The 18,384-nt window shown below is 53.1% G+C and carries 23 protein-coding genes; all 23 read left to right on the forward strand.

Annotation, left to right across the window (positions count from 1 at the left end; all coding sequences use genetic code 11):
• Positions 1 to 10: 10 nt before the first annotated feature.
• The 23 genes from hslU to fliR all read left to right on the forward strand — a co-directional run bounded on the left by hslU (position 11) and on the right by fliR (position 18,380).
• The gene (hslU, locus tag NYE48_RS09385) at positions 11 to 1,414 is read left to right on the forward strand and encodes an ATP-dependent protease ATPase subunit HslU (RefSeq protein ID WP_036706891.1); all 1,404 of its coding nucleotides are present in this window, start codon (positions 11 to 13) and stop codon (positions 1,412 to 1,414) included.
• 470 nt (positions 1,415 to 1,884) lie between these two features.
• On the forward strand, positions 1,885 to 2,295 hold the full coding sequence (flgB, locus tag NYE48_RS09390) for a flagellar basal body rod protein FlgB (protein WP_036706893.1): 411 nt from the start codon (positions 1,885 to 1,887) through the stop codon (positions 2,293 to 2,295).
• A gap of 6 nt (positions 2,296 to 2,301) precedes the next feature.
• Positions 2,302 to 2,754: a flagellar basal body rod protein FlgC gene (flgC, locus tag NYE48_RS09395; RefSeq protein WP_036706895.1), complete on the forward strand. Its 453-nt coding sequence runs from the start codon at positions 2,302 to 2,304 to the stop codon at positions 2,752 to 2,754.
• A 37-nt stretch (positions 2,755 to 2,791) separates the two neighbouring features.
• Positions 2,792 to 3,103, forward strand: coding sequence for a flagellar hook-basal body complex protein FliE (fliE, locus tag NYE48_RS09400; protein WP_036706897.1), 312 nt, complete (start codon positions 2,792 to 2,794; stop codon positions 3,101 to 3,103).
• Positions 3,104 to 3,141: 38 nt separating this feature from the next.
• Positions 3,142 to 4,722, forward strand: a complete 1,581-nt coding sequence (fliF, locus tag NYE48_RS09405) for a flagellar basal-body MS-ring/collar protein FliF (RefSeq protein ID WP_036706898.1) — start codon at positions 3,142 to 3,144, stop codon at positions 4,720 to 4,722.
• A 12-nt stretch (positions 4,723 to 4,734) separates the two neighbouring features.
• Positions 4,735 to 5,751, forward strand: a complete 1,017-nt coding sequence (gene fliG / locus NYE48_RS09410; protein WP_036706899.1) for a flagellar motor switch protein FliG — start codon at positions 4,735 to 4,737, stop codon at positions 5,749 to 5,751.
• Positions 5,744 to 6,592, forward strand: coding sequence for a FliH/SctL family protein (locus NYE48_RS09415; protein WP_340998229.1), 849 nt, complete (start codon positions 5,744 to 5,746; stop codon positions 6,590 to 6,592). Before fliG ends, NYE48_RS09415 begins: the two co-directional genes overlap by 8 nt.
• Positions 6,579 to 7,898, forward strand: a complete 1,320-nt coding sequence (gene fliI / locus NYE48_RS09420; RefSeq protein ID WP_212948921.1) for a flagellar protein export ATPase FliI — start codon at positions 6,579 to 6,581, stop codon at positions 7,896 to 7,898. The genes NYE48_RS09415 and fliI overlap by 14 nt, the downstream gene beginning before the upstream one ends.
• Before the next feature lie 9 nt (positions 7,899 to 7,907).
• Positions 7,908 to 8,351: a flagellar export protein FliJ gene (gene fliJ, locus NYE48_RS09425; protein ID WP_036706910.1), complete on the forward strand. Its 444-nt coding sequence runs from the start codon at positions 7,908 to 7,910 to the stop codon at positions 8,349 to 8,351.
• A 46-nt stretch (positions 8,352 to 8,397) separates the two neighbouring features.
• Entirely contained in the window at positions 8,398 to 9,324 is a 927-nt protein-coding gene (locus NYE48_RS09430) for a MotE family protein (protein ID WP_340998232.1), read from the forward strand.
• Positions 9,325 to 9,363: 39 nt separating this feature from the next.
• Positions 9,364 to 10,671 (forward strand): flagellar hook-length control protein FliK, encoded by a 1,308-nt coding sequence (locus tag NYE48_RS09435; RefSeq protein ID WP_340998234.1) that lies wholly within the window; start codon positions 9,364 to 9,366, stop codon positions 10,669 to 10,671.
• Between the two features lie 20 nt (positions 10,672 to 10,691).
• Complete coding sequence (locus NYE48_RS09440; protein ID WP_340998235.1) at positions 10,692 to 11,255, forward strand: flagellar hook capping FlgD N-terminal domain-containing protein; 564 nt, start codon at positions 10,692 to 10,694, stop codon at positions 11,253 to 11,255.
• On the forward strand, positions 11,252 to 11,635 hold the full coding sequence (locus NYE48_RS09445) for a TIGR02530 family flagellar biosynthesis protein (RefSeq protein WP_036706920.1): 384 nt from the start codon (positions 11,252 to 11,254) through the stop codon (positions 11,633 to 11,635). Before NYE48_RS09440 ends, NYE48_RS09445 begins: the two co-directional genes overlap by 4 nt.
• A gap of 78 nt (positions 11,636 to 11,713) precedes the next feature.
• Entirely contained in the window at positions 11,714 to 12,535 is an 822-nt protein-coding gene (locus NYE48_RS09450) for a flagellar hook-basal body complex protein (RefSeq protein WP_340998238.1), read from the forward strand.
• A 58-nt stretch (positions 12,536 to 12,593) separates the two neighbouring features.
• Entirely contained in the window at positions 12,594 to 12,818 is a 225-nt protein-coding gene (locus tag NYE48_RS09455) for a flagellar FlbD family protein (RefSeq protein ID WP_036706922.1), read from the forward strand.
• Positions 12,815 to 13,279: a flagellar basal body-associated FliL family protein gene (locus NYE48_RS09460; RefSeq protein ID WP_340998240.1), complete on the forward strand. Its 465-nt coding sequence runs from the start codon at positions 12,815 to 12,817 to the stop codon at positions 13,277 to 13,279. The genes NYE48_RS09455 and NYE48_RS09460 overlap by 4 nt, the downstream gene beginning before the upstream one ends.
• A gap of 63 nt (positions 13,280 to 13,342) precedes the next feature.
• Complete coding sequence (fliM, locus tag NYE48_RS09465; RefSeq protein ID WP_036706926.1) at positions 13,343 to 14,341, forward strand: flagellar motor switch protein FliM; 999 nt, start codon at positions 13,343 to 13,345, stop codon at positions 14,339 to 14,341.
• Positions 14,331 to 15,596 carry a flagellar motor switch phosphatase FliY gene (fliY, locus tag NYE48_RS09470; protein ID WP_036706928.1) on the forward strand — a complete coding sequence of 422 codons (1,266 nt, stop codon included), beginning with the start codon at positions 14,331 to 14,333 and terminating at the stop codon, positions 15,594 to 15,596. The genes fliM and fliY overlap by 11 nt, the downstream gene beginning before the upstream one ends.
• A gap of 26 nt (positions 15,597 to 15,622) precedes the next feature.
• Positions 15,623 to 15,988, forward strand: coding sequence for a response regulator (locus tag NYE48_RS09475; RefSeq protein ID WP_212948929.1), 366 nt, complete (start codon positions 15,623 to 15,625; stop codon positions 15,986 to 15,988).
• A 6-nt stretch (positions 15,989 to 15,994) separates the two neighbouring features.
• Positions 15,995 to 16,531, forward strand: coding sequence for a flagellar biosynthetic protein FliO (locus tag NYE48_RS09480; protein WP_156124495.1), 537 nt, complete (start codon positions 15,995 to 15,997; stop codon positions 16,529 to 16,531).
• Positions 16,528 to 17,280: a flagellar type III secretion system pore protein FliP gene (gene fliP, locus NYE48_RS09485; RefSeq protein ID WP_036706929.1), complete on the forward strand. Its 753-nt coding sequence runs from the start codon at positions 16,528 to 16,530 to the stop codon at positions 17,278 to 17,280. The genes NYE48_RS09480 and fliP overlap by 4 nt, the downstream gene beginning before the upstream one ends.
• Positions 17,281 to 17,308: 28 nt before the next feature.
• A complete protein-coding gene (fliQ, locus tag NYE48_RS09490; protein ID WP_212948930.1) occupies positions 17,309 to 17,578 on the forward strand; it encodes a flagellar biosynthesis protein FliQ in 270 nt (89 codons plus the stop codon).
• 13 nt (positions 17,579 to 17,591) lie between these two features.
• Entirely contained in the window at positions 17,592 to 18,380 is a 789-nt protein-coding gene (gene fliR / locus NYE48_RS09495; protein ID WP_036706931.1) for a flagellar biosynthetic protein FliR, read from the forward strand.
• Positions 18,381 to 18,384 lie beyond the last annotated feature (4 nt).

Consider the following 18,384-nt stretch of genomic DNA (forward strand, 5'->3'; position numbering starts at 1 on the left):
GGGGATGAACATGGTGAATCAGAACATGACGCCAAGACAGATTGTCGCCGAATTGGATAAATATATCGTCGGGCAGAAACAAGCCAAAAAATCCGTAGCCGTCGCCCTACGCAACCGGTATCGCCGCAGTCTTCTTCCCGACGAGGACCGCGACGAGATCGTTCCGAAAAACATTTTGATGATCGGGCCGACCGGCGTGGGCAAAACGGAAATCGCCAGACGTTTGGCCAAACTCGTCAACGCGCCGTTCGTCAAAATCGAGGCCACGAAGTTTACCGAAGTCGGCTACGTCGGCCGCGACGTGGAGTCCATGGTCCGCGATTTGATCGAAACGTCGATCCGGATGGTGAAAGGCGAGCGGATGGAAAAGGTCAAAGACCGCGCGGAGGAGCTTGCCAACGAACGCATCGTCAAAATCCTCGTTCCAAGGAACGCGAAAAACAAAGGCCAGCGCAATCCGTTCGAAATGCTGTTCGGGAACGGGAACAACGAGCCGCAGGATGAGGACGAAGACCAGGAGCTTGAAGGTTCGATCGCCGAAAGACGGCGCCAGGTCAAGTTCAAGCTGCTGTCCGGCAGCATGGAGGACGACCTGATCGAAATCGACGTTGAGGATACGACGCCGACGATGATGGATATGCTTGCCGGCCAAGGCAACGATCAAATGGGCATGAACATCCAGGAAATGTTCGGCAGCCTGCTGCCGAAACGGACGAAAAAACGGAAGCTTACGATCAAGGAAGCGCGCAAGGTGCTGATTCAGGAAGAAGCCACGAAGCTGATCGACATGGACGACGTCATCGCCGAGTCGGTGTCCCGGGCAGAGCAATCCGGCATCATTTTTATCGATGAGATCGACAAGGTGGCTAGCCAGGGCAAAGGAAGCGGCCCCGACGTGTCCAGGGAAGGGGTGCAGAGGGATATCCTTCCCATCGTCGAAGGTTCCACCGTCATGACCAAATACGGCCCCGTAAAGACGGATTTCATCCTGTTTATTGCGGCCGGCGCTTTTCATATCGCCAAACCGTCCGATTTGATTCCGGAATTGCAGGGACGTTTCCCGATCCGTGTCGAATTGAACAGCCTGTCGCTGGATGATTTCGTGTCGATTTTGACGGAACCGAAAAACGCGATTACGAAGCAATACAAGGATTTGCTGAAGACGGAAAACCTTGAAATCGACTTTTCGCCCGAAGCCATCCGGGAGATTGCCAAAATTGCCGCAACCGTGAACGAAAACATGGAAAATATCGGCGCGCGCAGGCTGCACACCATCCTGGAGAAGCTGCTGGAGGATCTTTCGTTCGAAGCGCCGGAGCTGACGCTGGAGCACATGACGATCACGCCGGAGTATGTGCGGGAGAAACTTGCCGGTATCGCGCAGGACCGCGATCTCAGCCAATATATATTGTGATCATAGACATAGATAACCCGATCGGAAGCCTTAAAGGCTTATATTCTGATCGGGTTATTTGTCGTTAAAACCGGTCGTTTAGTAACAGATCGGGAAAATATGAAAATTTTTTGAAAATTTATACTTTCGCAAATCGGAAAATCCGGGACTATTTCGCATCGTTTTTGGCGAAAACTGGCGATGCGCAAGGTTGTCCTAAACCTCTAATCCCTTATACGGAGCAGAATCACAAAGATTTCGACGCAAAATAAGAAAAAAGCCCCTCTTTTAGTCAAAAGATAGGGCTTTTTTCTTATTGTAATAAATCCCAATCTCTAAGAAACTTAGGATATACGACAAGTTAGTAATTTTTTCTACTTAAGTCCCAAAAATCTTGTTTATTTTGATTGGTTTTGTCGAAAAAGACAGGATTTCGGAGGATGAAGTGGAAAAATTTCATATGTAAGATCTTTTGAAGAGGGGGGCAGAACATGGATTTGTTGAACAGCACCAGCTTTCGGCTCATGGAGGCTGGACTGCGTGCGGCTAACATTAGGCAAAATGTCATTTCCAACAACATCGCGAACGAGGAGACGCCTTATTTCAAGCGCTCGGACGTGTCGTTCGAAAATTTGCTGCAGCAGGAAATGAACGACGGTGCGATGCCTCGGTTGCGCGGCAAAGTAACGGATCCCCGGCATTTTGTCATAGGACCTGCCAATTCGATTCCGGAGCCGGTCGTCACCACGGACCGGTCCACCGCGATGAACAATAACCGGAACAATGTCGATGTCGACAGCGAAATGGCGAATCTGGCGGCAAACCAAATTCAGTACAATTCTTACATCCAGCAAATCAATGAACAAATCAAAATGATGCGCGTCGCGGTAGAAGGGAGATAAGAATAGATGAATTTGAACAGCAGTTTTGGCATCAGTGCATCCGGCCTGACGGCGCAGCGCCTCAGAATGGATGTCATTTCTTCGAATATCGCCAATGCGGAAACGACCAGGGCATCCATCGTCAACGGACAAGCCGTGCCTTACCGGCGCAAGATGGTCGTTTTAGCGCCGAATGAGTCGAAATTCGAGAATATGCTGCAAGCACAATTGAATGGGGAGGGAAGCTCGGCTCGGGGAGTGAAGGTCAATGCGATCCAAGAGGACCAGACCCCTTTCAAGCCCGTATATAATCCGAGCCATCCGGACGCGGATGCAGAGGGGTATGTGTACATGCCTAACGTGGACCTCACCAAGGAAATGGTGGACCTGATTTCGGCGTCGCACGCGTACAACGCGAACGTAACGGCGTTAAACGCTTCGAAAGCGATGATTATGAAAGCTTTAGAAATCGGCCGGTAGTTCCATAGAACCATAAATGCATTAAGGAGGGACATTGATGATACAGAACACCATGTTCAACACGCTCAACGTACAACCGCTTAAACTTCAGGAAACCACACCGGGCGGAAAAGATACGCCGGCGGAATCGCTTAGCAAGTTCGGTACATACCTGGAAAATGCCATCAGCCAAATCGCAGACCAGGAAAAAACGTCCAAGGACATGAGCACGAAGTTCATGCTCGGGCAAGTGGACGTGGACCAAGTCATGATTTCCTCGGAAAAAGCGCTGCTGAGCCTGCAGCTTGCGTCCCAAGTCCGCAATAAGGTCATCGAGGCCTATCAGGAAATCATGCGTACGCAAATCTAATCGTAAATGGCTAAGATTCGGGTAGGGTGGGTGACGTTGTGAATGAAAGAATCGCCCAATATAAGGACAGAGTCGTCCAATATTGGAATCAGTTCAGCAAGAAACAGAAAACCATTTTTATTTCAACACTCGCATTAATCGTCATTGCCATCGTGGTATTGACCATTCAGCTTTCCAAAACGGAATACGAGGTCGCCTTCAAGGATTTGAACGCCAGCGATTCCGCAGGCATCATGAATTATCTGGACACGAACAACATTCCGTACAAGCTCGGTCCCGACGGAAAAACGATCTCGGTGCCAAGCGCGCAGGCTGCCCGCATCAAGGTGGATGTCGGCTCCCAAGGCATCATACAAAACGGTTCGATCGGATTCCGCGCTTTCGACAATTCCTCATCGATCGGAACGACGGACAGCGAGTTTAACGTAAAGTATAACAACGCTTTGAACGGCGAGGTCGAACAGCTTCTCAAGCAAATGAACGGCATTTCCAACGCGAAAGTGCTCGTCACTCTGCCGAAGGAAAGCGTCTTTGCAGGAATGGACGACCAGGAAAAAGGCAACGCATCCGTCGTGTTGACCTTCAAACCGGGTTACCATCCGAACCAGGCGACGATCGACGGATATTTCAACCTCGTCAAAACGGCGGTGCCGAACCTTCCGATCGAAAACATCACGATGATGGAAGGCGAAAGCAACACAGAGCTTCTTCCGTCCGCCAGAGGCGGGCAAGGAACGCTGAGCAGCTCGGTGGAAGAAAACTTCGCGCTGCAGAAGAAATTCGAAAACGAGGTGCGCCAAAACGTCAAGCAATTCCTGGGCCAATTTATGGGTCCGAACAAAGTCGACGTGCTGGTCGTGTCGAAGCTGAATTTCGACAAGGTTCAGAGCAAGGAAAACCTGGTCACGCCGGTCGATGCCGAAAACATGAAGGGCATTGAAATCAGCGTGCAGGAAATATCGAAAAACTATACGGGCAAAAGCAGCCCCGAGGGCGGCGTGGCAGGAACAGGCCAAACGCAGGTGCCGTCCTATCCGGGAGACGCATCCTCAGGCGACGTCACTTCCGAAGATTTGTCCAAAACGATCAATTACGAAGTGAACCGGATTACGAAGGATATCGTCTCGAGTCCTTATACCGTTAAAGATTTAACCATTAATGTAGCCGTTGAACCACCTACCGGACAAAAAACGGTAGATCAGCAAACGAAAGATGCCATTCAAAACATTTTGGTGAACATCGTCAGGGCATCCCTTGCGGATTCGGGCTCTACATATACAGACGCAGATCTGGCCAAAAAAGTTTCGGTTTATTCGCAACCTTTTGGCGAGGAACAGACCCCGGCGAAAGGCTTGCATCTTTCCAAAGGAGTTCTGTGGGGCATCGGTCTCGCCGCGCTTGCTCTGCTTGCGGGAGGCGCGTTCCTGATTTTCCGCCGCCGCAAACAGAACGAAGAACTGGAAGAGGATCTTCCGCTGCCGGCTCCGACAGAGTTTCCGTCCATCAGCTTGGAAAGCGTGACGAACGAAAGCCAGGTGCGGAAGCAGCTTGAAACGCTGGCAAAGAAAAAGCCGGAGGAATTTGTCAATCTGCTGCGTACATGGCTCGCTGACGAATAGAGGTGAAATGACTTGGTAAAACCAAACAGCCAGGGGCTCAGCGGGAGGCAAAAAGCGGCGATCCTGCTGATTACGCTCGGGCCGGAAGTCTCGGCTCAAATCTTCAAGCATTTAAGGGATGAAGAGATCGAGCAGCTAACTTTGGAAATTGCAAACGTACGGAAAGTGGACAGCGTGGAAAAAGACATGATCCTGTCGGAGTTCCACCAAATCTGTCTCGCTCAGGAATATATATCCCAAGGCGGCATCAACTACGCCAAGGAAATTTTGGAGAAGGCGCTCGGCCCGCAAAAAGCGATCGAGGTCATCAATCGCCTGACGGCGACGCTGCAGGTGAGACCTTTCGATTTTGCGCGCAAAGCGGATCCGAACCAGATTTTGAACTTCATTCAAAACGAAAACGCGCAGACGATCGCGCTGGTCCTGTCCTATCTGCAGTTCGAACAGGCGGCTGCCATCCTGTCGTCCCTGCCGCAAGAAAAGCAGGCCGACGTGGCAAGGCGAATCGCCGTCATGGACAGCACGTCTCCGGAAGTCATTGCGCAAGTGGAGCGGGTTTTGGAACAGAAGCTCTCGGCTACGGTCACGCAGGATTATACGAACGCCGGCGGCATCGAGTCGATCGTCCAAATTTTGAACGGCGTCGACCGCGGCACGGAACGGACCATCCTCGACTCCCTGGAAATCCAGGATCCGGAGCTGGCCGAAGAAATCAAAAAACGGATGTTCGTGTTCGAGGATATCGTCAACGTGGACAACCGTTCCATTCAGCGGATCATCCGCGACGTCGAAAACTCGGACCTGCAGCTTGCCCTCAAGGTGGCGAGCGAAGAGGTGCGCGACGTCATTTTCCGCAACATGTCCAAACGGATGGCGGAGACCTTCAAGGAAGAAATGGAATACATGGGTCCGGTGCGGCTGCGTGACGTCGAAGAAGCGCAGACCCGCATCGTAAGCACGATCCGCAGACTGGAAGAAGCCGGTGAGATCATCATAGCTCGCGGCGGAGGAGATGACATTATTGTCTAATCTAATCAAATCTTCCCAATACGTTCCGGTCGAAGCGCTGAAAAAGCTGGACCTCGGGCATCGTTACGTTCCGCAATCGGAAGCTTCTCCGATGGAAGAAAAAGCGTTCGAAGAGATCAGGAAAATCGAAGCGGATGAAGAAGCGAAGCGGCTCAGCAAGGAGATGCTCGAGGATGCCCGCGAGTTCGCCGAACGGCAGCTGCGCGAGGCTTCGGAGGAAGCGGAGCGCATGCTGGCGGAAGCAAGCGGGCAGATCGACAGCTGGTGGCAGGAGCGCAGGCTTCAGGACGAACATTTGGTCGAAGCGCTCAAATCCGAAGGTTACGACACAGGGTACCGGGAAGGCTCGGAGAAGGCGATGGCGGATCTTCGGGACCAAATCGGCCGGATGATGGACGAAGCGCAGACGGTGCTGAAGCAAGCTTATTTAATGAAAGAACAGATCATTCAGGAGGCCGAGCCGTTTCTGGTCGAACTCAGCTGCGCCATCGCCGAGAAAGTGATCGACAAACAGCTGACGCTCGAACCGGACTACGTGATCGAACTGATCAAAAACAATTTATCGCGCAAGCGGGAGCAGGGCGTCATCACGCTTTGCGTGGCGCCGAAACATTTCGCTTTCGTTCAGGCTGCAAGGGAAGAGCTTGCGGCCGCGATCGACTCCCAGGCGGAGCTTCAAATTTTGCCGGATTCGACGGTTCACGACCAGGGCTGCGTCATTCGCTCGTCCTTCGGCAGCATCGACGCGAGAATCGATACGCAGCTGACCGAAATCAAAAAGGAACTGATTCGGATCGCGCTGGATGACGAGGAGCGGAGCAACCAAGATGAAGATGCTTAGCAGCGAACGATACAAGGAACATCTGCGGAATTTGGACCCGGTCAGAATCAACGGCAAAGTCACCCAGGTGATCGGGCTGATGGTGGAATCCGAAGGACCGGACGCCAGCGTCGGCGATGTCTGCTACATTTATCCGACGAAAAGCTCTAAACCGCTGCAGGCCGAGGTCGTCGGCTTCCGGGACAACAAGGTGCTGCTGATGCCGCTGGGGGAGCTCCATTCGATCGGTCCGGGCTGCGACGTCGTGGGAACGGGCAAGCCGCTTAGCGTTCAGGTCGGCTCCGAGCTGCTTGGCAAAGTTCTTGACGGGCTCGGGCAACCGCTCGACGGATCGCTGATCCCGACCCGGATGCCGTACAGTTCGACGTACAACGAGCCGTCCAATCCTTTGACCCGCCCAAGGGTCAAGGAACCGATCAGCATCGGAGTGAGGGCCATCGACGGACTGCTGACGATCGGCAAAGGGCAGAGGGTCGGCATTTTCGCCGGCTCCGGCGTCGGCAAAAGCACGCTGATGGGCATGATTGCCCGCAACACGGACGCGGACGTCAACGTGATCGCCTTAATCGGGGAACGGGGACGCGAGGTTTTGGACTTTATCGAAAGGGACCTGGGGCCGGAGGGGCTGCAGCGTTCTGTTGTCGTCGTCGCGACGTCGGATCAGCCGGCGCTTGTCAGGATCAAAGGCGCCCTGATCGCGACGACCATCGCGGAATATTTTCGCGACCGGGGGATGAACGTCATGCTGATGATGGACTCGGTAACCCGCTATGCCATGGCGCAGCGCGAGGTGGGCCTGGCCGTCGGCGAACCGCCGGCCATGAGAGGCTACACGCCTTCCGTCTTTGCCAGTTTGCCGAAACTGCTCGAACGGGCCGGAACAGGACCGACGGGTTCAATTACGGCCTTTTATACCGTCCTGGTCGACGGCGACGACATGAACGAACCGATTGCCGATGCGGTCCGGGGGATTTTGGACGGCCATATCGTGCTGAACCGCAACATCGCCAATAAGGGGCATTTTCCCGCCATCGACGTGCTTGCGAGCATCAGCCGGGTGATGAAGGATATCGCGCCGAAAGAGCAGATCGAAGCGGCGGACAATTTAAAAAGGCTGATGGCCGTTTACAAAGACTCGGAGGATTTGATCAACATCGGCGCCTACCAACGAGGCTCCAACGAGCAAATCGACGAGTCGATCGATTACATCCAGCAGATTTGGGACTTCACCAAGCAGAAGGTGGACGAGAAAGTAACGCTGGAGCAGGTGCAGGAGCGTTTGATTTCCGAATTTTCAAGGAGATGACCTTAAGGGATGAAATTTCAGTATGCGTTCCAGAAAATCGTGGATTTGAAAACCAATGAGAAAACACAAGCCGAATGGATGCTATCCAGCGCGATCGGAAGATTGCAGGAAGAAAAGAAATCTCTTGAAGAGCTGCTTGAAAGCAGGGAACGGATGGCGAAACAGCTCCAGGAAGCTGCCGAACGGCGGGCGCCGGTAGCGAAAATACGCGAGTTTCAAATGTATGCCGATCATTTGCAGCAATGCATCGCCAAAAAATATTCCGACGTCGAGCGGGCGGACAGCAATGTCCAAATGAAAAAACATCAGCTGACCCGCAAAATGCTGGACGAACAGGTCTGGCTCAAAGCACGGGATAAGGCTAAAAGTTCCTTTCAGCAAACCATGCTCCTGAGGGAACAGAACGAACTGGATGAAATGGCAACAGTCAGGTTCGCCATGAGAGCGAGATAGATGGAACGAATCGAAACGATGCTGTGGCCTCGGGGGTGGATTGATTGTGGCAGATAAAGATTTTGATATAGAGAAAGAGTCTGCGGGAGGGTTTGAAAAGTTTCTGTTTTTCATGATCCCGATCATTTTTACGGTCGTGCTGATCGGCGTGCTGCTCACGCTATTTAACGTCGATGTTCGAAACAGCGTGCTGAGCGTTGCGGATAAAATTCCGGTCGTCAAAAACTGGGTTCCCGATCCCGTCAAAGACCCTGAAAAAACGAAGCTTCAAAACGCGAAAGATCAGGTCAAAAGCGCAAACGCGACGATCGACGAGCTCAAAAACAAGCTGGCGGCCAAAGAAGCGGATCTGCAAAAGGCCAAGGAAGAAAAAGCCGAGCAGGAACAGAAAGTGAAAAGCCTGCAGGACCAGCTGGAATCGGCGCAAAACGCGGAAACCGCAGCGCAGGGCGCAAATCCGGAAAACGCCGATCCCTATGAAAAGCAAATCAAGGATTTGGCCAAAATGTACGCCGACATGAGCCCGAGCAAAGCCGCGCCGATCATGCAGAACATGACGACCGAAGAAATGGTATTGCTCCTCAGCAGCATGAAAACCGACAGCCGGACGGCAATCCTGGCCAAGATGGACCCGAAGATTGCGGCGGATGTATCGATGAAACTGAAGGATGCCGTTTCTTCGAGCGATTTGGCGATCGCGGCGCTGCAATCCCGGATCAGCAAGGATGCGGCGGAGGAAAAAACTAGCGCGTCGAGCGGCCTGGACAAAACGCAAATCAGCCAAACCTTTGCGAGCATGCCTGCCAAAAGCGCGGCGGAGCTCCTCCTTGCGACCTATAAAATATCGCCAGACAAAGTATTGAAAATTTTGAACGAGGTGGCTGACTCGACCCGTTCCGGAATCCTGGACGCGATGAACGCCAAGGATCCCAAAACGGCGGCCGTCATCTTGAACAAATTGATGATCAAGTAAGATCAGCCCTTTTCGGTTCGTGAAAGGAGGTGAAATCATATGAGTCTCGTTTTTCAAAACGTGGCCGCCGGAAACTCCCCAAGCGGAAAAACAGCGGCTGCCGGCGGCAAGCAGGCGGCGGGAACGGGGGCCGTCGCGGGCGTATTCAATCAATCGCTGGCGCAAATGATGTCGGGGGATGCCTCGCAGCCAAGCGCCGCGATCGTAAATGCAGGCACGCTGCTCGAAGGCCTCCTCCAACTGGCGGGGATGGGCGCAACCGGCGAAGAAGCCGGCGGCGATGAGCAAGGCGTCCTGGACCTGCTGCAAAGCCTGACCGCCGACATGGACAAGCTGGACGAGGCGGTTGCGGCCGATCCCGAGCTGCTTGCGGCGCTTCAGGGCTGGCTGCAGCAAGTTCAAAACCTGCTGAACCAGGCCAATTCGGCGGGGAATGCGGCGCAGGCGGAAAACGCGGATGCGCTGACGGGCCCTCTTTCCGAAAGTCCGGAGACGATTCGATTTGTCGTGCAGGACGGGATGGAACAGCTCGCCTCCCTGCTGCAAAAACGGCAAGGGGCGCCAGGCAAGACGCAGCATCAGGCGCTTCAGCTTCTCCAGTCGTTCCAGGAGCTGATCAACAACGGGCAGGCGGCGCCATCGAAGCCGCTAGAGACACAGACGTTTGCGGCCCAGAGCAAAAATGCCGTGTTCGAACCCCGTATCAGCGTTTTGTCTAAAGGCGTACAGCCCGCAGGCACCGAGCAGACGGCTGCCGGGGACCGCCACGAGCAGCCTGACGACCCGTTTGCTACCCAGCATACGGTAACGGCCGGCCAGCTGGCATTGCGACACGGCATCAACGCTTCGGCGAAAGCCGCGGCACCGGTACCGGTCGAGAAATTTTCGGAAGAGATGAGCGGATTTGTCGTCAAAAATCTGGAATTCGTGAAGCAGCAAGGAATTTCGGAGGCAAGAATCACGCTTTATCCGGAGCGCCTGGGCCAAGTGGACGTCAAGCTGACGATGCAAAACGGCCAGCTGATCGCGCAATTTTCGACCGAGCATGCGGCCACAAAGGACCTGCTGGAACAACAGATGAGCCAGCTTCGTTCGACGCTGCAAACGCAAGGCGTGCAGGTTGAAAAGCTGGTCGTAACCCAGAACCCGTCGCCGCAATCGCAAATGTATCAGGACGGCGGACGCCAGCCGGGAGCAGGTCAGCAGCAGTCCAACCGCCGCTCCAAGGAGAAGGAAACGCCTACCGACGACGCGATCAAAATCGCGGAACTGGGGGAAGAGCTTAGCGAGTGGCTGGCAGCCCAGGAACAAGCGGACGGCGGCAACATGTTTACGGCAAAAGCTTAGCCAGACGGAGGTGAAAACAAATGGCTTCGGAAATTTTCTCCACACCGAATATATGGCCTAATTATTCGGCTGAAAACGTCGCAAGAGCGAGCAACAAAAAGCAGGAGCTGGGAAAGGACCAGTTTTTGAGCATTTTGATCAAGCAGCTGCAAAACCAGGATCCGATGCAGCCGATGGAGGACAAAGAGTTCATCGCGCAGATGGCCCAGTTTACTTCGGTAGAGCAGCTGATCAACATTTCCAAACAGCTGAATGCGATGAGCCAGTCCCTGGGCAACGTCTCCGGCCTGATCGGCAAGGAGATCAGCTGGATCGACGACGCGAACAAGGACCAGGGCGGCGAAAGCAAAAGCGAGATGAAATCGGGCGTCGTGGACTCCATCATCGTGAAAGACGGCGTTCAGTACGCGTCCGTTGGTTCGCTGGCGATTCCGTTGGACAAGGTCATTGAAATCAAAGAAGCGTCCAAAACCGAAGAACATCCGGCGCCGGATCAAACGCCTCCTGGAGATGATCCGAAAGGTGCGGAGCCTGCTGGCGCTGATTCGAATACCGACGCACCCGGAAGCGGTGAATCGGCATGAATGAACGCATAACCATCGGGCAGCTGTATCCTTCCAAGATGTATCCCGCAGTCAAGAACGCCGCTCAGCGAAGCTTGCAGCGGGAAACGCCAGCAACCTCGTTTGACCGGTTATTCCGACATGAGCTGCTGAAATTCAGCAACCATGCGGCCAAGCGGCTGGAGCAAAGAGGCATTGAACTGCAGGGGGACCAGTTGGCCAAAATTCAAGATGCCGTTGACAAAGCGGCGGCGAAAGGAAGCAAGGAATCGCTCATCTTGCTGCAAGACATGGCGCTGATCGTCAATGTGGCAAACCGGACGGTCGTGACGGCGATCGACGGAAATTCGATGAAGGACAACGTGTTTACGCAGATCGACAGCGCGATCGTTATATCTTAATCTGGCTGGCCCGACAGGAAGCCAGTGGACCGCTGACCGACAGACGCGGTCCTTACACGACGAGGGAGGAATAAAACTATGATGAGATCCATGTATTCCGGCGTATCAGGCATGCGGGGGTTCCAGACCAAGCTTGACGTCATCGGCAACAACATCGCAAACGTGAATACGATCGGCTTCAAATCCGGACGGGTCATGTTTAAAGATGTCATAAGCCAGACCGTTGCAGGTATTACGGCCCCGGAAGACTCTGTTCATGGCGGCGTGAATGCCAAGCAAATCGGCCTTGGCGTATCCGTTGGTTCCATCGATACGATGCATCTGGGCGGCAGTGCCATGATGACGAATAATCCAACGGACCTGCGCATCGATGGGGACGGATTTTTTCTTGTGAAGCTGGATCCGGCGCAGGACCCGCCTTTTTTGACCCGGGCTGGCGATTTCCATATTGATGCTTTGCAGCAGCTCGTTACTTCGGACGGCCTGTTTGTATGCGATACCGACGGAGCGCCGATCAAGCTGCAAAGCAACACGGTCTCTTTTTCCATCTCTCAGGATGGAACGGTCATCCAGAAGCTCGATGACGGAACGACGGACAACGGAACGAAAATCGGCGTGGGCAAAGTGCCGAACCCGGAAGGCCTGGAGAAAATCGGCGGAAACCTGTTCCGGATGACGCTCAACGCCAAGGAAGACGGACTGGTCGATTTCCCGGCCGACGCCAATGACGCCACGAAGGGCACGGGCGCGGTCATCGCCGGACAGCTTGAGATGTCCAACGTGGACCTGACGAGCGAGTTCACGGAAATGATCGTGGCTCAGCGCGGCTTCCAGGCCAACTCGCGGATTATTACAACGTCCGACGAGGTTCTTCAAGAGGTCGTCAATCTGAAACGTTAGTAAATGATCGTAGCGGGAGAGGGACCGCCTCTCCCGAATTTCCATAGGAGGCTCTGCTATGATTTCTGTTACCCGGTTAAACGGCTCACCAATATGGCTGAACGCTTTGCTTATCGAAACAGTGGAAGAAACGCCAGACACCTATATTACGTTGGTCACAGGCAAACGCATGATCGTTTTGGAAAAAGCAGCTGAGGTCATTTCCTTGGTGAAACAATACAATCAGGAAATCGGCGTTCACAATGCCACAATCAAAGTGCAACAAATGGAGGAAAACTCATGAAAAAAATGCTGCCCTGGCTGATTACCATACTTCTGGCGATAACACTGATCGTGGTTGCTGCTGTTTTGCTAGCGCCTCAATTCGGAAAAGACTCCACCAATTCGAATGCTGCGGCTCCGGCGGCCGAGGGGAAAAAATTATCAGCGGATGAACTCGTGGAAATGACGTCTGAAATCAAAGATATCAAAACCAATCTTGCAGATCAGGATTATATCGTATTGATGAATTTTGCGTTCCAATTGAACGATAAGAAATCCAAAGAAGCATTCGACAAGATCAAGGAGTTTAAAATCAAACCGATTATTATCAAAACCCTTGCGGACACCAAGCCGGAAGAATTAAAGGGCTCGGACGGCAAGGACCAATTAAGCGCAAAATTGATCAATCTGATCAATAAGACCCTGACTGAAGGGAAATTGAATCAGATCGCAATCACAGAATACCTGGTAACGCCGATCTAAACGAAGGATTCTCCCTAACATGCTGTAGAGAACCCAAGACAATCCTTTAAGGGGGTGAGATGATTGGTTGACGTATTATCGCAAAATGAGATCGACGCCCTGCTTGCCGCGCTTTCGTCCGGCGAAATGGATGCGGAGGAGCTGAAAAAAGAGGATACCCAGAAAAAAGTCCGGTCTTATGACTTCAAACGGGCGGTCCGCTTTTCCAAAGACCATATCCGGAGCCTCACGCGCATCCATGAGAACTTTGCCCGTTACCTGACGACGTATTTCTCGGCACAGCTGCGCACTTTCGTGCAAATTAGCGTCGTACAGGTCGAGCAGCTTCCTTATGACGAATTTATCCGGTCGATTCCCAAAATGACGATTTTGAACATTTTTGAAGCCGAGCCGTTGGAAGGAAGAATGGTGCTCGAGGTTCACCCCAACGTTGCGTACGCGATGCTGGATCGTTTGCTGGGCGGAGTAGGCAATGCGCCCACGAAGATCAATACCTTGACGGAGATTGAGACAACCATCATGGAGAAGATTTTCAGCCGGGCTTTCGACAGCCTCGCTGAGGCCTGGAAGACCGTGCTGGATATCTCGCCCCGGATGGAAGCGATGGAAACGAATCCGCAATTCATGCAAATCGTGTCTCCGAACGAAACGATCGCGCTCATATCGCTGAGCACCAAAATCGGGGATACGACGGGAATGATCAACCTCTGCATACCGCATGTCGTGCTTGAGCCGATCATGTCCAAGCTTTCGGCGCACCAATGGTTCGTCTCGGAGAAAAAATCAAGCATCCCTGAAGAAGCCGAATCGCTCAAGTACCGGATCAGTCAGGCGAAGCTGAATATCGTGGCCGAACTCGGCACGAGCCATATTTCCGTATCCGAATTCCTGAGCCTCAGCGTCGGGGATGTCATCAGCCTCAACAAAGCGGTGGGCACCGGCCTGTCGATCCGGGTAGGAGACCGCCTGAAATTCATCGGAAGCCCGGGAACGCTGAAGGATCGGGTAGCGGTTCAAATCGACGAAATTGTCAGCGAAGGAGTTGAGGAATTTGACGAGTAACGAATATTTGTCGCAAGAAGAGATAGACGCTTTGCTTAAGCAGTCCGAATCGGATTATTCCAAAGGAGCGGGCACGATGACGGTGGACGATTATTTGACGCCGCTGGAACAGGACGCGCTCGGCGAGATCGGAAACATTACGTTCGGCAGCGCCGCGACGGCTCTTTCCACGCTTCTCGGCAAAAAAGTGGATATCACGACGCCGAAAGTGTCCATCATCACGCGCGAGCAGTTTGAATCCGAATTTCCCAAACCGCATGTCGCCGTTCACGTGACGTATGTCGACGGATTCGAAGGGATCAATTCGCTGGTCATCAAAACGCGCGACGCCCAGGTCATTGCCGACCTGATGCTTGGCGGCGAAGGGAACCCCGAAGATCAAGAGCTGAACGAAATACATATCAGCGCGGTTCAGGAAGCGATGAACCAGATGATGGGCTCGTCCGCAACCTCGATGTCCACGATTTTCAACCGTTTCGTGAACATCTCGCCGCCGGGGATCGATATTTTGGACGTGGCCAGCGGGGATGGCGTCAGCAGCCTTCCCGCGGACGAGACGCTCATCAAAATTTCGTTCCGTCTGACGATCGGGGACTTGATCGATTCGACCATCATGCAGCTTCTGCCGGTGCAATTCGCCAAGGATATGGTCAACATTTTGATTCACGGCGCCGATTCCGTCGAGCAGCTGATTGAGGAAACGGCCGCAGCGGCCCAGGCTCCCGAAAAGCCGGCTCCGAGCCCGCAGCCGACGCCGGCCCAGCCGCCGCAGCAGCAATCGGTGCCGCAGCAGCCGCAGGCCCCAAGCCAGCAGCCAACGGGCTATCCGGGAGAATATCCGGCCGCAGGCCAGCCGATGCCCGGCTATGAGCAGAACCCGCAGATGCCGCCGTACGGAATGCCTCAGCATTACGGCACGCCGTATAACCGGAACGTGAACGTGCAGCCCGTGCAGTTTTCGAATTTGCAATCCCCGGCCTATGGTCCGGTCGATCAAAATAATTTGAACTTATTGATGGACATTCCTCTGAAGGTCACCGTAGAATTAGGAAGGACCCAGAAGCAAATTAAGGATATCTTGGAAATGTCCCAAGGTTCCATCATCGAACTGGACAAGCTTGCGGGCGAGCCGGTGGATATTCTCGTAAACAACAAGCTGATCGCCAAAGGCGAAGTCGTTGTCATCGATGAGAACTTTGGCGTACGCGTCACAGACATTCTCAGCCAATGGGACCGAATACAAAAATTACAATAGCAAAATTTAGGGAGGATTTTTAATCAATGGCAAACCGTATTCTTATCGTGGATGATGCAGCATTTATGAGAATGATGATCCGTGATATTTTGACTAAAAATGGTTTCGAGGTCGTCGGAGAAGCGCAGGACGGGGCGCAAGCGATCGAAAAATTCAAGGAACTCCGCCCGGACCTGATTACGATGGATATCACCATGCCTGAGATGGACGGCATCGCCGCCCTGAAGGAAATCAAGAAGCTGGATCCGAGCGCGAAGGTCATCATGTGTTCCGCCATGGGCCAACAGGCGATGGTCATCGACGCGATCCAGGCCGGGGCCAAGGACTTCATCGTGAAGCCGTTCCAAACGGACCGCGTCATCGAAGCGATCAATAAAACGTTGGGCGTTTAATCTTCCATGTTCAGCGCCGATATGCAAACGCCCCAAAACCCGGGAAATTATGCGCTTAATCTGGTGTACGTCATCGTTGTTCTCGCGGTCATCGTCGCACTCATCGTGCTGTTGATCCGTTTTCTCGGAAGAAAAAACAAAACATGGTTCACCAGCCGAGCGGTTCGGACCTTGGGAGCCGTCGGACTTGGACCGAACAAATCCCTTCAGATCATTGAAATCGGCAGCAACCTGTATCTGGTCGGCGTAGGCGAGGACATTCGCCTGGTCGACAAGATTACGGATCCGGAAGAAGTGAAGCTGATCATGGAGGCCTTCGAGCAGGAAGCGGGCGCCCGGTCGGGCGCGTTTTCCCCGGTGCTTGAAAAGCTGGCCTCCAGGTTCCGCAAGCAAGGGACGTTGTCGGAAGAGATTACACTCGAGGATTCATCCTCTTTTCACGAAGTCTTCGACGAGAAGCTGCGAAAAATGTCCAGCCGAAAAGAAAAGATGGAGGAGCTTCTTCGCGAAGACAATACTACAGATCGGTTGAGGGATCCATGAAAAAGAAGGTTTTGCTAGCTTTCATCGTTTTATCGGTTATCAGTTTGCTGGCCTTGACGGCGGCATTTGCCGATCCCATTCCCAACATCGATATCCAGGTAGGCGATTCAGGAGGAAAACCGAGCACCAGCTCATTGTCGGTTTTGCTTCTGATCACTGTCATCAGCATCGCGCCGGCGCTGCTGGTGCTGATGACAAGCTTTACCCGGATCGTGGTTGTGCTGGGGTTCGTGAGAACGTCGCTTGGCACGCAGCAAATGCCGCCCAATCAGGTGCTTGTCGGCCTGGCGCTGTTTTTGACGCTGTTTGTGATGACACCAACGTTTTCATCGATCAACGACGTTGCCCTGCAGCCGTATCTGAAAGGCGAAATTACCCAAACGCAGGCGCTGGAAAAAGCGGCGGAGCCGATGAAAAAGTTTATGTTTTCGCAAACGAGGGAAAAAGATTTGCTGCTGTTCATGAAATACACCAAAACGGAAAAACCCAAAACGTACAAGGATATCCCGCTCACCGTCATGGTGCCCGCCTTTGCGATCAGCGAGCTGAAAACGGCGTTTCAAATGGGATTCATGATATTCATTCCGTTTTTGATCATCGATATCGTCGTGTCAAGCACCTTAATGGCCATGGGGATGATGATGCTCCCGCCGGTCATGATTTCGCTGCCGTTCAAAATATTGCTGTTCGTGCTGGTGGACGGATGGTACCTGGTCGTCAAGTCGCTGCTGTTGAGTTTTAATACATGATGGATGAGAAAGGCGAAGGAGGCCGGCCATGAATTCTGATTTTATTATCGGCCTTGCGGGACAAGCGGTATATACCGTGCTGAAGGTAAGCGCGCCGATGCTGCTGCTGGGGCTGATCGTCGGCCTGATCGTGAGCATATTCCAGGCGACGACCCAAATCCAGGAGCAGACCCTCGCGTTCATTCCTAAAATCGTGGCGGTGCTGCTGGCGCTCCTGCTGTTCGGGCCTTGGATTTTAACGACGCTTGTCGATTTCACCTATAACATCTTCGACAACTTATATAAGTATATCGGTTAGGCGGTAGCGATCGATGAACATGCTGCTGAATAGCTTGCCGGTTTTCATGCTTATTTTTTGTCGAATCACCTCTTTTTTTGTTGTAGCGCCTGTGCTGTCTTCCAGGGGAATCCCTAACGTTTTCAAAATTGGCATGTCCTTTTTCCTGTCCGTTCTCGTATTTCTCACGTACGGCGTCCATCACGAGCTTCCGGCCGATCTGACTTACGTGCTGCTCATCATCCGCGAAATCCTTATCGGCTTGGTGCTGGGGTTCGTCGCGTATCTGCTGTTCGTCGTCATTCAGACCGCCGGCGCGTTTATCGACATACAGATCGGATTCGGCATCGCCAACGTCATCGACCCGATGACCGGGGCATCGGCACCGGTTCTCGGAAACTTTAAATACATGTTCGCCCTTTTATTGTTTCTTGCGATGAACGGGCATCATTACTTGATCGACGGGATCATACGGAGCTACGACTGGGTTCCGCTGTCCAACGATTTTTTCATGAAGCTTTACAACGGAAGCATATCCGACTTTTTGGTTAAAACCTTCGGCCAATCGTTTGTGCTGGCCTTTCAGATGTCGGCGCCGATCGTTACCGCGTTGTTTTTGACGGACGTGGGACTCGGTTTTTTGGCCCGGACCGCTCCGCAGTTTAACGTATTCGTGATCGGGATGCAGCTTAAAGTAATTGTCGGTTTGATTGTGCTGCTGCTGATCGTGCCCAGCTTTTCGTATTTGTTCGGCGATTTGTTCGGGATCATGTTCGAATCGATGCAAAATCTGCTGGGGCTGATGGGGCGCAAGCCGACCTAAGCAG

It is taken from the genome of Paenibacillus sp. FSL M7-1455 (assembly GCF_038004655.1).
GTDB classification, from domain to species: Bacteria; Bacillota; Bacilli; order Paenibacillales; family Paenibacillaceae; genus Paenibacillus_AQ; species Paenibacillus_AQ cookii.

Bases quoted from the DNA above. Each gene is read 5' to 3' on its own strand.
- flgB (WP_036706893.1), top strand. From the start codon at position 1,885: ATGGATTTGTTGAACAGCACCAGCTTTCGGCTCATGGAGGCTGGACTG.
- NYE48_RS09445 (WP_036706920.1), top strand. From the start codon at position 11,252: ATGAATGAACGCATAACCATCGGGCAGCTGTATCCTTCCAAGATGTAT.
- NYE48_RS09455 (WP_036706922.1), top strand. From the start codon at position 12,594: ATGATTTCTGTTACCCGGTTAAACGGCTCACCAATATGGCTGAACGCT.
- hslU (WP_036706891.1), top strand. From the start codon at position 11: ATGGTGAATCAGAACATGACGCCAAGACAGATTGTCGCCGAATTGGAT.
- fliQ (WP_212948930.1), top strand. From the start codon at position 17,309: ATGAATTCTGATTTTATTATCGGCCTTGCGGGACAAGCGGTATATACC.
- NYE48_RS09460 (WP_340998240.1), top strand. From the start codon at position 12,815: ATGAAAAAAATGCTGCCCTGGCTGATTACCATACTTCTGGCGATAACA.
- fliR (WP_036706931.1), top strand. From the start codon at position 17,592: ATGAACATGCTGCTGAATAGCTTGCCGGTTTTCATGCTTATTTTTTGT.
- NYE48_RS09450 (WP_340998238.1), top strand. From the start codon at position 11,714: ATGATGAGATCCATGTATTCCGGCGTATCAGGCATGCGGGGGTTCCAG.
- fliE (WP_036706897.1), top strand. From the start codon at position 2,792: ATGATACAGAACACCATGTTCAACACGCTCAACGTACAACCGCTTAAA.
- NYE48_RS09435 (WP_340998234.1), top strand. From the start codon at position 9,364: ATGAGTCTCGTTTTTCAAAACGTGGCCGCCGGAAACTCCCCAAGCGGA.
- NYE48_RS09480 (WP_156124495.1), top strand. From the start codon at position 15,995: ATGTTCAGCGCCGATATGCAAACGCCCCAAAACCCGGGAAATTATGCG.
- fliP (WP_036706929.1), top strand. From the start codon at position 16,528: ATGAAAAAGAAGGTTTTGCTAGCTTTCATCGTTTTATCGGTTATCAGT.
- flgC (WP_036706895.1), top strand. From the start codon at position 2,302: ATGAATTTGAACAGCAGTTTTGGCATCAGTGCATCCGGCCTGACGGCG.
- NYE48_RS09475 (WP_212948929.1), top strand. From the start codon at position 15,623: ATGGCAAACCGTATTCTTATCGTGGATGATGCAGCATTTATGAGAATG.
- fliI (WP_212948921.1), top strand. From the start codon at position 6,579: ATGAAGATGCTTAGCAGCGAACGATACAAGGAACATCTGCGGAATTTG.
- NYE48_RS09440 (WP_340998235.1), top strand. From the start codon at position 10,692: ATGGCTTCGGAAATTTTCTCCACACCGAATATATGGCCTAATTATTCG.
- fliJ (WP_036706910.1), top strand. From the start codon at position 7,908: ATGAAATTTCAGTATGCGTTCCAGAAAATCGTGGATTTGAAAACCAAT.